This is a genomic window from Niastella sp. OAS944, from assembly GCA_024809215.1.
GTDB lineage: Bacteria > Bacteroidota > Bacteroidia > Chitinophagales > Chitinophagaceae > Niastella.
The window spans coordinates 2,298,331-2,312,314 of sequence record JANUBW010000001.1; the positions used below are offsets into that span (position 1 = coordinate 2,298,331).

General features: G+C 43.1%; 12 protein-coding genes and 4 tRNA genes. 6 read left to right on the top strand and 10 right to left on the bottom strand.

Going from position 1 to position 13,984, the window contains the following annotated elements; all coding sequences use genetic code 11:
• Positions 1 to 8 precede the first annotated feature (8 nt).
• A complete protein-coding gene (dctA, locus tag GGD38_RS08845; RefSeq protein ID WP_375303793.1) occupies positions 9 to 1,298 on the bottom strand; it encodes a C4-dicarboxylate transporter DctA in 1,290 nt (429 codons plus the stop codon).
• A gap of 14 nt (positions 1,299 to 1,312) precedes the next feature.
• Positions 1,313 to 1,969 carry a GDSL-type esterase/lipase family protein gene (locus tag GGD38_RS08850; RefSeq protein WP_375298360.1) on the bottom strand — a complete coding sequence of 219 codons (657 nt, stop codon included), beginning with the start codon at positions 1,967 to 1,969 and terminating at the stop codon, positions 1,313 to 1,315.
• A 262-nt stretch (positions 1,970 to 2,231) separates the two neighbouring features.
• Here GGD38_RS08850 and GGD38_RS08855 point away from each other — a divergent pair.
• The 5 genes from GGD38_RS08855 (at position 2,232) to GGD38_RS08875 (ending at position 3,207) form a co-directional block, all read left to right on the top strand.
• Positions 2,232 to 2,303: transfer RNA gene (locus GGD38_RS08855), tRNA-Glu, on the top strand.
• An 11-nt stretch (positions 2,304 to 2,314) separates the two neighbouring features.
• Positions 2,315 to 2,387 (top strand) — tRNA-Arg (locus GGD38_RS08860).
• A 49-nt stretch (positions 2,388 to 2,436) separates the two neighbouring features.
• A tRNA-Val gene (locus GGD38_RS08865) sits at positions 2,437 to 2,508 on the top strand.
• Between the two features lie 11 nt (positions 2,509 to 2,519).
• A tRNA-Cys gene (locus tag GGD38_RS08870) sits at positions 2,520 to 2,591 on the top strand.
• Between the two features lie 46 nt (positions 2,592 to 2,637).
• Positions 2,638 to 3,207, top strand: a complete 570-nt coding sequence (locus GGD38_RS08875; RefSeq protein ID WP_375298359.1) for a hypothetical protein — start codon at positions 2,638 to 2,640, stop codon at positions 3,205 to 3,207.
• 11 nt (positions 3,208 to 3,218) lie between these two features.
• On the opposite strand, the gene GGD38_RS08880 is transcribed toward GGD38_RS08875, so the two are convergent.
• From GGD38_RS08880 to GGD38_RS08890, 3 genes are read right to left on the bottom strand one after another with little or no spacing between them, the layout of a single operon-like run.
• Positions 3,219 to 4,322 carry a hypothetical protein gene (locus GGD38_RS08880; RefSeq protein WP_375298358.1) on the bottom strand — a complete coding sequence of 368 codons (1,104 nt, stop codon included), beginning with the start codon at positions 4,320 to 4,322 and terminating at the stop codon, positions 3,219 to 3,221.
• A 27-nt stretch (positions 4,323 to 4,349) separates the two neighbouring features.
• Positions 4,350 to 5,807, bottom strand: a complete 1,458-nt coding sequence (locus GGD38_RS08885) for an SDR family oxidoreductase (RefSeq protein WP_375298357.1) — start codon at positions 5,805 to 5,807, stop codon at positions 4,350 to 4,352.
• Positions 5,808 to 5,825: 18 nt separating this feature from the next.
• Positions 5,826 to 6,770 (bottom strand): LysR family transcriptional regulator, encoded by a 945-nt coding sequence (locus GGD38_RS08890; protein WP_375298356.1) that lies wholly within the window; start codon positions 6,768 to 6,770, stop codon positions 5,826 to 5,828.
• A 98-nt stretch (positions 6,771 to 6,868) separates the two neighbouring features.
• On the opposite strand from GGD38_RS08890, the gene GGD38_RS08895 reads away from it, so the two are divergent.
• Positions 6,869 to 7,489: an NAD(P)H-dependent oxidoreductase gene (locus GGD38_RS08895; protein WP_375298355.1), complete on the top strand. Its 621-nt coding sequence runs from the start codon at positions 6,869 to 6,871 to the stop codon at positions 7,487 to 7,489.
• Between the two features lie 37 nt (positions 7,490 to 7,526).
• On the opposite strand, the gene GGD38_RS08900 is transcribed toward GGD38_RS08895, so the two are convergent.
• From GGD38_RS08900 to GGD38_RS08920, 5 genes are all read right to left on the bottom strand, one after another.
• Positions 7,527 to 7,739, bottom strand: coding sequence for a hypothetical protein (locus GGD38_RS08900; protein WP_375298354.1), 213 nt, complete (start codon positions 7,737 to 7,739; stop codon positions 7,527 to 7,529).
• A 43-nt stretch (positions 7,740 to 7,782) separates the two neighbouring features.
• On the bottom strand, positions 7,783 to 11,928 hold the full coding sequence (locus GGD38_RS08905) for a PKD domain-containing protein (RefSeq protein WP_375298353.1): 4,146 nt from the start codon (positions 11,926 to 11,928) through the stop codon (positions 7,783 to 7,785).
• A 60-nt stretch (positions 11,929 to 11,988) separates the two neighbouring features.
• The gene (locus tag GGD38_RS08910) at positions 11,989 to 12,240 is read right to left on the bottom strand and encodes a PKD domain-containing protein (RefSeq protein WP_375298352.1); all 252 of its coding nucleotides are present in this window, start codon (positions 12,238 to 12,240) and stop codon (positions 11,989 to 11,991) included.
• Positions 12,241 to 12,388: 148 nt separating this feature from the next.
• A complete protein-coding gene (locus GGD38_RS08915; protein ID WP_375298351.1) occupies positions 12,389 to 13,171 on the bottom strand; it encodes an MBL fold metallo-hydrolase in 783 nt (260 codons plus the stop codon).
• Between the two features lie 15 nt (positions 13,172 to 13,186).
• Positions 13,187 to 13,969 carry an alpha/beta hydrolase gene (locus tag GGD38_RS08920; RefSeq protein WP_375298350.1) on the bottom strand — a complete coding sequence of 261 codons (783 nt, stop codon included), beginning with the start codon at positions 13,967 to 13,969 and terminating at the stop codon, positions 13,187 to 13,189.
• Positions 13,970 to 13,984 lie beyond the last annotated feature (15 nt).

Sequence of the window (13,984 nt, forward strand, 5' to 3'; positions counted from 1 at the left end):
CGAGTTAACTACTTAACGAGTTGATGAGTTGGCTTATTAACATTTACACCACTTATATTTTTCTTTTCAACAACCCTTTTATAGGTATCAATATCCAATGCCTTTTCGCTTTTGGAAATGATCACCGTTGCAATGGTATTACCAATGAAATTAACGATGGCGCGGCCCTCGCTCATAAAGCGGTCAACGCCTACCAATATACCCAGTCCTTCAATCGGTATTACCTTTATTACGGTAAGCGTAGAGGCCAATACCATAAGACCACTGCCTGTTACCCCGGCCGCTCCTTTACTCGTAAGCAACAAAATACCAATCACCGATAATTGCTGGGCCAGTGACAGATCTTTGCCAAATGCCTGTGCCAAAAAAATGATCCCCATGCTAAGATAAATAGTGGTACCATCGAGGTTAAAACTATAACCGGTGGGAATAACAAGGCCTACCACTTCTTTTTCGCAACCGGCCGTCTCCAGTTTTTGCATTACTGCAGGCAGTACCGCCTCACTGCTGCTGGCGCCCAAAACGATCAGTATTTCTTCTTTTATATACCCCAGCAGCTTCCACAAACTGATGCCATAATAACGGCAGATCAAATTCAACACTACAAAAATGAAAAGAATACCGGTAATATAGAACGTAAGCAGCAGCTTACCCAAAACAATAAGCGTTGAAAAACCAAAATTGCCAATGGTAAAAGCCATACCGGCAAATGCGCCAATAGGGCTCAGCTTCATTATGATCTTCAGAATATTGAACAATACCTTATTGATGGTTTCCATGGTGGTAAGAAACCCTTTACCTGAGTTGCCCAGCATTTTTAACCCAATGGCAAAAAGCACACTGAAGAACAGCACCTGCATAATATCGCCTTTGGCAAATGCTTCTACAACATTGGTAGGAACAATATGCGAGAAGAATTCGCCCCAATTCATATCATGGGCCTGTTGCGATAACTCTGCCACTTTTTTGGTCATTTCACGCGTAGGAGGAACACCCTTACCCGGTTTTACCAGGTTGGCAGTAACCAACCCTATGACCAATGCCAGCGTGGTCACCACTTCAAAATAGATCAATGACTTAACCCCAACGCGCCCCACCTTCTTCATATCACCGGCACCGGCAATACCTGCCACAATAGTTAAAAAAATAACAGGGGCTATCACCATCCTTATCATGTTGATAAAGGTCTCACTGATGAGCTTTGCCGTTGGCGCAAATTGCGGCCAGCGCCAGCCCACAAAGATGCCAATGAGAATACCAATGATCACCTGTACATATAATATCTTAAAGTATTTCATGTTTACGTTCCCTCTTATTTTATCAAATAAGGCGTTATGATCTTTTTCCAAATAGCATAGCCTTCGGGTTTCATATGCAGCCTGTCGCCCACATACAATTCCTCACGCATATTCTTTTTGTCGTCGAGCATGGCATCGTACACATCTATGAACTGCGCATTCTTTTGCGTTTTCAACCATGCCTGTATTTCCTTGTTGGCCGCTTTTACTTTGGCTTGTATATGCGCCCTGCTGGGACTGGGTTTTATTGATATAAAGCTGATGGTTGTATTTGGCAGGTTTTGCCTGATGATGCCAAACAAGGTTTTAAACCGCTGCACTACCTCGTCGGCAGTTACATCGTCACCGCTGGCCAGGTCGTTCTCGCCACAATATATCAATACCTGCCTGGGTTTGTAGGGCAATATTATATCATATGAATATCGAATAACATCGGGCAGGGTTGAACCGCCAAAGCCGCGATTTATAATGGGGTAACCGGGAAAATAGGTTTGTACATCTGTCCACTTGGTGAATGACGAACTACCTATCAACAAAATACCATTGGCCGGCGGCGCTTGTAGCGTATCCTGTTTTTTAAAAGCAAGAATGTCTTTGTAAAAGCGGGGCGCATGCTGCGCCTGTACACAGCCGAAGAAAACAATCGTTAAAAGCAGCAATACGGTTTTCATCAAATCCTTAATTTTCTTATTTACAAGTGTAGGCTGTAAGATATTTAAAACACACCATTTGACCACAAAACGGTACGCCGCAAGGAGATTTAATACCGCTTTCTCCTTAAAACCATACGGTTTAAGGAGTTTTGGAACCGGATTCTCCTCAAAACAGTACGTTTTGAAGAGATTTAGCTCCTTATCTCCTTGCAGTAATGACAGCGTTTATTGCTATTAGATATAATAAACCGTTGAGAATGATTACTTTTGCAATCCCAATGTATGGGTAGTTCAATTGGAAGAACACTGCCCTTTCACGGCAGTGATATAAGTTCGAGCCTTATTCCATCCATTGGGTTTTACGGAGGGGTAATTTAATTGGAAAAATATCAGCCCCCTAAGTTGAAAATAGAGGTTCGAGTCCTCCTTCCCTCCGCTATTCCCAACAACACCATTGAAAAAGGATTACTTTTGCAACCCCAATGGTGTGGGTAGTTTAATTGGAAAAACGGCACCCCGACAAGGTGGAGTTATAAGTTCGAGCCTTATTCCAGCCTTTGGGTTTTACGGCAGGGTAATTTAATTGGAAAAATAGCGGCCAGCAAAGTCGCAGATGGAGGTTCGAGTCCTTCTCCTGTCCCCTACATTTTAAACCGCTCTTGTAGCGGTTTTTTATATCTTATACTATGCTGTCGATAAATTTTGAGATCTATAAAGACCAGGATGAGTATCACACGGCGGTACCGGAGAAAACGCTCATGAACCTTCTTGAAAATGATCCTGCTTTTACAGAGGAATTACTCAGGAAAAATCATAGAGGTCATTATGGTAAACTAACAATCAATTTTTACAATCATTCGCTGGTAGTGGCATCAGAAACCGTTTGGTGTTTACTGTTTGCCGTTCATTTGCAGGCCATCAAGGCCATAAAAAAAGGGGAAACGTTTCGTAATTTTCTAGAAAACGCTACCGGTGAGTATTTGACCTTTGATTACGTAGATGCACGTACAACAGGTGTTCGCATCAGGTATTTTGGTATTATGCGATATGAAGATGACAATGAAAATGATGTTTATGTATCGCGCACCGATTACATGAAAGGGGAGATCATTGTTCCTAAGAATGTATACATAACAGAAATGCTGAACTGCATTTCACGATTTATCGAGTACAGGGAGCTGATAACGTGTACAGCCCCCGACGATTATTTTTTATCTGACTTTAAGAAAGAGGTGGAGGCCCTGAAATTATCTTAAAATGTGCATCCTTATCTATACACACTCTTTATAGCCTTGCTATCTTCATGTGCAGGATAGGCCCCCGACTGGTACCTGCTCATTTCAAGACTGCCATTCCTTTTGCTCATTTCTTCTATAAGCTTGTTCCTCTCCGCTTCGGGCAGGTTCATTTTTCCCAGGTTCAGGTTTATAAGGCTTGGCTGACGCTCAATAAACGCAACCAATAAGGCAGCCGATGCAGCAGATAATTCATTTGCTTTTGCCCCTAGCACTTTTGTTGAAGGCGCATAACCCAGGTCGAGGCTTTTTAAATTGCTATTTGCTTTTAACGTAGTAAATAATAACTCCATGCCTTTGCCGGTAATACCACAACTGGCCAGGCTCAATTCTTCCAACGTAGTATTAACTGCCAGTCCCGGCACAAGTTCTGCCACACCCTCATCACCAATATTGTTTACGCTGAGGTATAGCGATCTCAGGTGTTTGTTATGGGCCAGCATTTTACCTGCATACTTCATTGCGGTGGCCGTAAGGTAATTGCCGCTGAGGTATAACCGCTCCACCGAGTCATTATTCTCCATGTATTCAAACAAAAGATGAAACCCCTCGCCTGCACAGGTATTTACCAGGTCGAGCGTGCGCAATTGTTTATTACCAGCTAACATTTTTATAATAGCCGGCATACTTTCTGCACCAATGGGATTCCTTTTAAACCAAATGCTTTTTACATTGGGACTTGCTTCCACCGCTTCGCAAATAGCCTTGCAGCCTTCCTGCTCAATATAATTACAACCCAAATAAACGGTCTCAATAGAACTGTTGGCCGCTACCAGTTCTGCTACAGCAGCTGCCCCGGTATTGCCAAAAGCGTTGGTGCCTAACAGCAGGTGTTTTACCACCTGGTTGTTCATTAAAGGGGCAGCTACCAGCTCAAGCCCTCGTATGCCCAATTGTTGTTTGCACATATCTAAACGGCCATCGACAGTAATGGTGCCCACCGGAAAAGCAGTGTTTGCTTCGGGCAAGGGTGCATTGCTGTTTAAAAAGTCAATAACCGGTTGCAGGTTCTGTTGAGGAAAAGGAAAATCGGCTTTTACGTAATCAACAGGACATAGTATTTGATTGGGTTGCATAAAAACAAGGTAGTTAATAGTTACAGTTTACCACGCATAGGGTACATAGTCTTTCAAAAAATGACCAAACAAAGGCAGGCCGGGTTGGGCCAGTCCGCTTACAATAGGATCATAAACTCTTGCCATACCATCGGTTTCATCGAGCGGTGGCACAAAGCCTTCTTCCTGATAGATGCGTTCTTTATCGGGATGCGGATTTTCCTGGGTGATCCAGCCCGTATCTACACTATTCATGAATATACCGCTCAATGCATAATCCTGTGCCGAGGTGCGGGTCATCATATTGAGCGCAGCCTTAGCCATATTTGTATGCGGATGAAAGGGCGTTTTGGAAGAACGATTGAACTGGCCTTCCATGGCCGATACATTTATAATAAATTTCCTTTCGAAAGGTGATCTTACCATCATCTCTTTCAATTGGCTGTTCAGCATAAACGGCGACGTTACATTCACCAACTGGGTTTCCAGCATTTCCACCGGCGGCACATCTTCCAGCAGCAATTTCCAGCTGTTGCTTGCTCTTAAATCTATTTGCTGGCCATCTTTATCGTATTGATTAGCGGGGAACATGGTTTCGGCCTCATAGGGCAGCAGGTGTTGCTCCCAATGGCCCAACTGAAACTGGAATACCGTTGGCGATACCAGGCATTGTTGCAGATTGGCGGGCAGGGCCTGCACGCCGCTTTGCTCAAACTCGAACAGGTGTTTATAAAACTCAGCCGGCCGTTTTATAGTTTGCGCGGCATTGTTGATAATAATATCAAGATGTGTTTCCTGCTCCTGCAGGAATTTTATAAAACTCCTAACCTGTACCAGGTTTCGCAAATCGAGTGAAACAATTTTCAGCCGGTGTGCCCAGTTTGCAAAATCTTTTTCTTCACCAAACCGCATGGCGCAGTCATTGGCAAACCGGGTGGTAACCCATACTTTGGCGCCATCGCGCAACATGCGTAATGCAGTAAGGTAACCGATCTTTATTCTTCCACCGGTTATCAACGCTATCCGGTCCTTCAAATCGGCCGTTTGTTGCCGGCGGATATAGTTAAGCTCAGCGCAGTTTGGACAAAGCTGGTGATAGAAAAAATGAACTTTTTTGTAAGAGGTTTTACAGATATAACATTTCTGATATCCGGCCAGCTCGAGCGAGGCAGTAGTATCAAAACTTTTTTCGTCATTGGGCAGCTCATATTTCTTATGCAATACAGTTTGGGTTAATACCAGTTTCTTATTGTATTGCTTCAACAGGTCTTGTTGCTGCGAGAGCTTCTTTACTTTTTGCGGTGACAGCAATTCAGTAGAAGTGATCAGCGGTTTTATTATTTCTTCAACCCGGTGTTGCTTGTTTTCTTTTTTGGCCCTTCGGTACAACTTGGTCACCAGGCCTTTCAACATATGTGTATCCAGCGATTGCTCGGGGTCGCGCGATAATACCTGTAATACTTTTATACAGGCATCCCATTCCTCGCGGGTAAACTCATTTTTCATAGTTCGGTTTGTGTAAGGTTATGCGGTTGTTTTCATAGCGCTCCGCAACAGCGCTTCGGTTTCTACATTTGAAAATTCTTTCATTAACATTTCTTCCAACTGCTCTATTTCATCAACCACTATTGAATTTTTCCGCTTGCCAAAATACAAGCTATTTTCTATTGGTGTATAACCTTCCCATATTTTTGTTATGTGGCCTTCGGCAAATGCTTCGCGGCAAAGAAATTCAGGCAACACCGCCAGGCCTTCTCCTTCGCTCAAACACCTGATGATAGAGAATTTGTTTGGCAGAATATAATTTGGGAAAAAATCAGGTTGTTGTTTGAAATTTTCTTCCCAAAACTTATTTAACAACTTAAGATCAGAGGCGGTGTTATACCAGATCTGCTCTTTTAGCCAGTGTTTTAGTTCTTCAGTTGTAATGGCATTAAAATCGGGCAGCGTATTTACATCAACTTTCTTACCAGCCACCAACACTAGTTTTTCTATAGTAAACGGCTCAAAAGTAAGTAAGCGATTGTCGCTTACCGTTGAAGTTAGTATTAAGTCAAGCGCCCCTTTTTCGAGCGACTGGGTAAGCTGATCGTTTGCCTCAAACTCCATAATTAAATTGAATGGCAGGTGCGGAATATGTTTCTCCAGCGCCTGCTGAAAGGTTTCTACACACATACCAACGGCTACGGTAGCCCTATCCTGCCCCGCCTTCTTTTTAAAACGGGTCTCAATATCTTCCAACCCTGTTAATAACGTAATCACCTGCTGGTACAGTTGATGCCCTTTTTCAGTTGGTACCATTTTACGGGCGGTACGCTCAAACAGCGGGAAGCCGGTATACGTTTCCAACGCATTTAAATGAAGCCCTACCCCGGGCTGCGTCATATAAAGATGTTTGGCCGCCCCACTCATTGTTCCGGTTTCATAAATGGCCTTGAACGTCCGGAACCACTCAAAATTCGACTGCATTTATAATTAAATTTATACTTAAAGCAAATTTAAGTTATTTTTCTTATACCTATTCCCCTTCTAATTTTGTATCCGTAAAGCAAAAACAAAGAATAAAAATGAAAAAGATATTCGTAATCAATGGGGGACAGGTATTCGCACACTCACAGGGCTTGTTTAACAAAACGCTGCTGGAGCTAGATAAAGCATTCTTTACCAATGAGAAAGGCTTTGAATTTAAGTATACCGACATAAACGAGGCCTATGACCTCGACGAGGAAGTACAGAAATATGTATGGGCCGATGTGATCATTTACCATTTTCCCGCCTGGTGGATGGGCATGCCTTACGGCCTGAAGGAATATATTGATAAAGTATTCACCGCCGGGCATCGTACAGGGCTGTATTACAGCGATGGCCGTAAGTTAGATAACCCGGCCATTAACTATGGCACAGGGGGCATGTTGCAGGGCCGGCAATATATGGTAACCACTTCATGGAATGCACCTGATACTGCTTTTACCCTGCCCGGTGAATTTTTCAAAGAACGCAGTGTTGATGACGGCATCCTGTTCGGATTTCACCGCATGAATGAATTTGTAAGTTTACAGGCACTGGAAAGTTTTCACTTTCATGATGTGGAGAAGAACAACAATGCCGAGAAAATGAAAGTGCATACAGCCAATTACCTCAAACACCTGAATAAAGTGTTTCAGTTGCAACCAGCTGAACTGAATTAAATATAGAACCCCGACGATACTGCCGGGGTCTAACATTTTATTTGTTTTTTTCCTGATCTTTCGGTGCCCGGTAGTTGCACTCGAAATAAATATAACCCAATATACAGGCAGCTGAAACTATACCATAGGCGGCAGCGCCGCCCGAAAGTCCGTAATTAGTGGATGTTGAATTTTCTGCATACCTGCTTATGTATCCAATGGAAACAAGGAACAAAATAAAAAGAAAAGATTTGATGATTACAGGTTTCATTGATCAGTTGTTTATAAGGTTTACGTGTAAATATAAAAAAGGTCTATCTCACCAGCGTAACAGTTCCTTTCTTTACAAAAGCTTCGCCAGTAGGGCAATGCACCTGAATCACATATACATATGATTCGGTAGGTTGTGGAATACCGTTAAAAGTGCCATCCCATTTTGATGAAGCATCGGCCGGAACAAAGTTTTTGCGCTCAAATAGCTTAATGCCAAAGCGATTATAAATTGCCATATAGTCCACCCGCGAAATGCCTTTTACGCTAAATACGTCATTTCTTCCATCACCGTTTGGCGTGAATGCATTGGGTATTCGAACATACACTTCGCCACAAGCTATTTTAACCAGTACCTCATCTTCGGCTTCGCAGCCTTTTTGTGTTGCTACTTTTATAGTATACCGGGTGTCTGCTTCGGGCCGGCATACCGGCGAAGCACAATTGGTACAATTTAAATAAGTGCCCGGTGTCCACCGCCATCTTGTTACATTACTGCTTACCACAGGCTTCAGTTGCACATCTTCGCCCGGTTTTAATTCTACATCGGACCCGGCCTCTACAGTGGGTAATGGATTTACCGTAATAACTACCGAGGCGGTATCGGTAAAGCAATTGTATTTATCGGCCCCTACTACTGTATACTCAGTTGTTTGTTTGGGCGCTGCTATAGTTGCAGCAGCGCTGGTATTACTTAAACCATCGGTGATATTGATCCACGTAAACAGATCGGTGCCGGTAGCTCTCAATTCAATTGTTTTGCCCTCACAGATCTCAGCCGGTGGTGACACCTGTATGGTAAACGGATGTTTAACAGTGAGTGTATAATCAGTAGAACCACTGCAGCCATTCCCATCAACACCTGTAACATGGTAAGTAGTGGTTTGCGGCGGCGTTGCCAGCGGAGCACTGCTTTGCACATCGCTTAAACCCGTGCCGGGCGACCAGGTATACGTATTGGCGCCGCCAGCCGATAATTGAAATGGTTTTGATAAACAGGCAATGCCATTGGCCGGGTTTACGGTGATCACCGGGTTGGGATGAATAACCACCTTATCGGCTATACCCGCATTTTGCATACAACCATTTGAATCTATCACTAATAAAGTTGGCGAGAATGTACCCGGTTGCGCATATACATGCGATACATTATTGTTCCTCACCTGCGAGGTTGTACCATCGCCATAATCCCAGGTAAAACCTTTTGCATGAAGGCCCGCTAAGCTCCAGTTCATGGTAGCACCGGGACAACCTTCTAATCTACCAATTGGCGATGTTGTAAATGCAGGGGTTGAAATGTTTATTGAATCAACGTAACGCAATATCTGTCCGCTGGGATCTTTTGCAGTAAGGGTAATATAATATTTACCTGCTTTATCATATACGTGGGTAGTATTGCGCATATGACCGGCTGTGGTGCCGTCGCCAAAGTTCCAACGAATGCTATCTACATTACTAAATGGTACACTAAAATTAACCAGCATGGGCAGGCAATTGTTTTGCCCTATTAATGTGCTGGTATAACTAAGCCAGCTATTGACAGTTATCATAAGGGTATATTCACTTGAACAACCGGTAACCGGGTCAGTAGCTGTAAGTTTAACATTGTATTTTCCCGGGTTTATAAATGTATGTTGTGGCGAATTAAGGGTAGACTGACCGCCATCGTCAAAGTCCCATTTATATGTTGCCCGGTAATAACCATAATCGTTTGTATTGTTATAGAAATACACGGTAGTATTAAATGGAATAACGGTGTTACTTGCAGAAAAGGCAGCTTGTGGCCCGTTTACTCTTGCATAATTGGAAGCCTGGGAAGAGCTAAGTGTACAGCCTGCTGCATCGGTCACCCTTAATGTTACATTATAATTTCCCGGGCCGTTATAGGTATGATTTACCGTGCCGCCCTGTTGGTTTGAAACGGCTTGACCATCGCCCCAAAACCACTCCCATTTTACTATGCGGTTTCCGGTATTAACCTTTGAGGTATCCTCAAATTGAACAGGAGTATTAAAGCAAACATTGCTATTGAGAATGCGGAAACCGGCCTTGCTGCTATTTACCACCAGCGGAATATAATTTGTTGTATCGAGGCAACCGTGCAGCGATTCCTGCAATATCATTCGCAAACCGGTTTTACCAGGCACGAAATTAGATAACTTACCGTTGTGTTGAAACCGATTTACAATATTATTACCGGCATCATTGGTTCCACTAAAAGTTGAGCCATCACCGTATTCAATTTTATTAAAATAAAAGTCTGCAGTATACGATTCATACGGTGTTCGCGGCAGGTTGGTTAATGTAAAATCAAAAGCATCATTAGAACAAACCTGCATTTTAGGCGCGCTAAGTACAGGCGATGGCTTTAGGTAAACATAAACGGATCCCGAATCTGTTACAGTACATTGCCCTTTTGTAACTGTGAGTTTTACAGTATATTTTCCGGTAGCGCTGTACCTGTGTTTTAGCTGAGGCACATCGGTATTGAAAGTGGTGGTTTGCCCATCACCAAAATTCCATACCCATTTTTCAGCATTACCCGAAGCCTGGCCAAATGTTACTTCATCGCGTACATCACATGAGTTTGCTATGTTATTGATAGCTGGAACAGGGCCCAATACGGTTATATAATCAACCTTGGTGACCGTATCGGCGCATCCATTGTTATTGGTAATAAGTCTGATAGTATACGTACCTATGCCGGGAAACAGGTATGTAAATATGTCGGCATAATTGCGGCCAACCGAAATGCCATTTACATACCAATACTGATCAACATACGTTGATGGTGGGGCATTTGACTTACCTTCAAAGACCACCAGGTTACCACAGACCGATGTGCCGGTGCGGGAAGTGAACGAACCCCGGTAAGTTTCCCTTATATCAATAGAGTTATAAAAATAAGCAATGCCATTACATCCATTGTCTGCTACAAATTCAAGTCTTACCGAATGCGAGCCAACCGAGGTAAATGTATAAGTAGGCTCAGGGTCTGTTGAAATAACGCTGTTATCAAACACCCACTTATAACTAACAATATTACCAGGATAAGGTCTTGCTTTAAAACTAAGCGTAACAGGGCCACAAACCGAAATATTACGATTTTGGTATTGGGGCGTTGTGCAATCGATGGTTGCCGAAGGCGCTCTTACTTCTATACTATTAAAAGCCGTTTTCGAACAGCCTGCCGCATTGTATACCCGAAGACCTACATATGTTGCCGTGGAGGTATTATAAGTATGGTTTACTACTTTGGTAGTGGCATCTGCCTTCCCCATGTAACCATTATAGGTGTCTAAATCCCATTCCCAGGCTACCGCATCGGCGGTGGTATCTTTAAACTCTACCCGCCCCGGTGGACCGCACAAGTCTTTCAGATCAATTACAAAACCATTCAGTTTTGGCGGATCATACACTGTAAAGGAACGGGTTACCTGCTGTACGCAGGTGCCGTAGGTGGCGGTAAGCTTTATAGTATGTGCACCCGTTGTATTATAGGCGTTGGTGAAGTCTTTGCTCCAGTAATTATTATATTGAACGCCGTCGAGCTCCCAATCAATACGGGTTGGGTTGGGCGAACAGATGCCACTTATGCTTGTATTTACATCTTTGCAAATAAGCGCAGGCACCTGTACATCCGTTGAAAAATTAGCTACGTTTATAGAATTGCTTTGTGTTTTTGTAACCGAACATCCATCGGCATTGGTGGCCGTTAGCTTTACAGTATACGCCCCTTTTTTATTAAAAGCGTAGGAAGGGTTTTCGGTAGTAGTAGTTTGTCCGTCGCCAAAATCCCACAAATAAGTCAATGGTACCTGGGCCTTGCTTTTATTGGTGAATTGTATGGGATCGCTTACATCACATAAAAACTGTTTGTTGGCTTCAAAATCGGCTGAAATGGAAGGCAGAACAGTTATAAGATTGTCCTTTACTACTGAGTAATGACAGCCATAATTATTCTTTACCGTAAGCCTTACCGTTGCAGGCTGTACATTGCTGTAAGTATGATTGATAGATGCAGAAGATGTTTGACCTGTATAGCCGTCGCCATAATCCCAATAGTAGCTGGCAACATAACCACTGCCTGGTTGTGCATTGGCAGTAAACCGCACATCTACCGGCGAACAACCTTTTACAACACTGGCAGTAAAATCGGCACCCGGCTTTTTGTACACTTCAATTTGCATGGTACGGGTTGAAGTTTGGGTGCCCTGGGTCACTGTTAAAGTAACCGTATAAGGCTGCTCCTATATAAATATGGCTGCCGGGTTGGGTAGTGTGGAAGTGTTACCGTTCCCAAAATCCCAACGATACATGGCTCCGCTTATATTGCCTGTGCTGGTATTTGTGAAATTAACCGTAAGTGGCGTACATCCCCCCGTTTTATCGACCCTGAAGTTTGCTTGTAGCTGTGCGTTTAAAGAAGTAGAAATAATAACACCTGCTATTAAACAGGCAAGTGCATATTTTATTTGGGTGTTCAACAAAACGGGTAGCATTCGATTAGGGTAAGTATGGTTTTAGCCTACTAAAAATACTCACATAAAATTAAACTGCTGTTTTATTTAACCCACTAATATGATAACTGTGCAGATTTAGCGCATAGGTGTGTTATTTAACCAATAAGCGTGCAACAAATTAATATTTTTAAATAACTGTTTTTACTCCGGGGGTAAGAAAAACTGTTTTACCGCTCACATTTTTACTGGCCGCAATCTTTTCATGAAGCGTTTTCTCCTTTTCTCTAAAATGGCTCCAGCCCTTGTAATGAATAGGGATTATTTTTTCGGGCTTCAATACTTCGGCTGAGCGTAACAGATCGGTGCTGTTCATAGTATACCGGCCCCAACCGGTTAAATATCGAAACTCAACAGAACCCAAATGAAAAATACCTATATCTATCTTGTACATACGGGCAACCTGTTCTATTCCTTTAAAATAAACCGTATCGCCCGAAATATAGATCACCCCGTTTTGCTGCCCGTCGAATTCAATTACAAAGCCTATTACCTTACCGGCCAAAAACTCAGGCACCCACCAGGGATGGTGTTGCGCCGGCGTTGCCGTTATCTTTAGCCCCGGTACTTTAGGTGTATCTATTTTATAACTTTCCCAATCATTTAAACCGGTAACACCTTTTATTGCGCGTTCTGCCGGTTTGGTTGAAATAATGAGCGGTACCGTTTGTGCAAACTTCTTTCCATTATCATCGAAATTGTCTTTATGCTGGTGGTGGCTCAACAAAACCAAATCAACATCGTGCAACTTATCTATGGTAATAGCAGGGTTGCCCGTTTTGCGCGAGAAGGTGCCCGAGCCATGGTAATATAATTTACCGGCCTTATCAAGAGTTGGGTCGGTTAGTATTTTATAACCATTGAGCTCGAGCAATACACATGCGGTATCTATATGGGTAATATTGATGGTCATCTTTCACGTAATTGATTAAATACGCTTTAGCCAATCGAGAATATAATCTGCATCGCCTTCCCAACCCGGTTGTCCTAATACAAAGTGGTTTCTGCCGGCAAACTCTTTGTATTCGATAATAGAACCGTTGTTCTTTTTATACTTATTATAGATCCTTCGGCTTAAATGCGCAGGTATAATGGTGCCTTCCGTTCCTGCTGTTAATAACAATGGCGGATGTGGTTTATTAAAATCAACTTTGGCATCGGAGGTCAATGCACCCCGGGCCACTGTTTTTGATTCGGGAATAGTGAATTTATCCCAGGCTGCCTTTTGCTCTTCGTACGGCATACCATTTACAAAGGCATACTGCCAGGTTTTGAACGACATGAGGTATGTTTTCTTCAATGAAGTACCAATACCCAATACGCGCCAACCGGCTTTTAAAAAGGAGAACTCATATGGTATTACCCCCATTGGCGGCACCGAATGTATAGCTACTGCGGCAGCTGCGAGGTCTCTGTTACAAATGATCTGGGTTATCATGCCACCCAGCGAATGACCGATTACGATAGGTTTCTCAGGAAAACTTTTTACAATGCCAATGTAATGATCGACCAATTGCCTGAAAGTAAGCGTAGCAAGCTCAACATCGTTGGGCTGTTTAGCCCGTAACGAGGCGGCCGTGCCAGTCTTATAAGGCCATGCCGGTGCAATGGTGTTGTACCCTCTTTTTTCAAAGTATATACGCCATTCGTCCCAACAGGCACTGGACACAAATGCCCCGGTTACAAAGACGATGTTTTTTGTAGTGATCATGGATCTATGAGTTTT

What these genes read in the sequence shown, in the direction of transcription:
- GGD38_RS08920 (WP_375298350.1), bottom strand. Translation starts at nt 13,969, where the DNA reads ATGATCACTACAAAAAACATCGTCTTTGTAACCGGGGCATTTGTGTCC.
- GGD38_RS08875 (WP_375298359.1), top strand. Translation starts at nt 2,638, where the DNA reads ATGCTGTCGATAAATTTTGAGATCTATAAAGACCAGGATGAGTATCAC.
- GGD38_RS08885 (WP_375298357.1), bottom strand. Translation starts at nt 5,807, where the DNA reads ATGAAAAATGAGTTTACCCGCGAGGAATGGGATGCCTGTATAAAAGTA.
- GGD38_RS08880 (WP_375298358.1), bottom strand. Translation starts at nt 4,322, where the DNA reads ATGCAACCCAATCAAATACTATGTCCTGTTGATTACGTAAAAGCCGAT.
- GGD38_RS08850 (WP_375298360.1), bottom strand. Translation starts at nt 1,969, where the DNA reads ATGAAAACCGTATTGCTGCTTTTAACGATTGTTTTCTTCGGCTGTGTA.
- GGD38_RS08905 (WP_375298353.1), bottom strand. Translation starts at nt 11,928, where the DNA reads ATGCAAATTGAAGTGTACAAAAAGCCGGGTGCCGATTTTACTGCCAGT.
- dctA (WP_375303793.1), bottom strand. Translation starts at nt 1,298, where the DNA reads ATGAAATACTTTAAGATATTATATGTACAGGTGATCATTGGTATTCTC.
- GGD38_RS08910 (WP_375298352.1), bottom strand. Translation starts at nt 12,240, where the DNA reads ATGCTACCCGTTTTGTTGAACACCCAAATAAAATATGCACTTGCCTGT.
- GGD38_RS08895 (WP_375298355.1), top strand. Translation starts at nt 6,869, where the DNA reads ATGAAAAAGATATTCGTAATCAATGGGGGACAGGTATTCGCACACTCA.
- GGD38_RS08915 (WP_375298351.1), bottom strand. Translation starts at nt 13,171, where the DNA reads ATGACCATCAATATTACCCATATAGATACCGCATGTGTATTGCTCGAG.
- GGD38_RS08890 (WP_375298356.1), bottom strand. Translation starts at nt 6,770, where the DNA reads ATGCAGTCGAATTTTGAGTGGTTCCGGACGTTCAAGGCCATTTATGAA.
- GGD38_RS08900 (WP_375298354.1), bottom strand. Translation starts at nt 7,739, where the DNA reads ATGAAACCTGTAATCATCAAATCTTTTCTTTTTATTTTGTTCCTTGTT.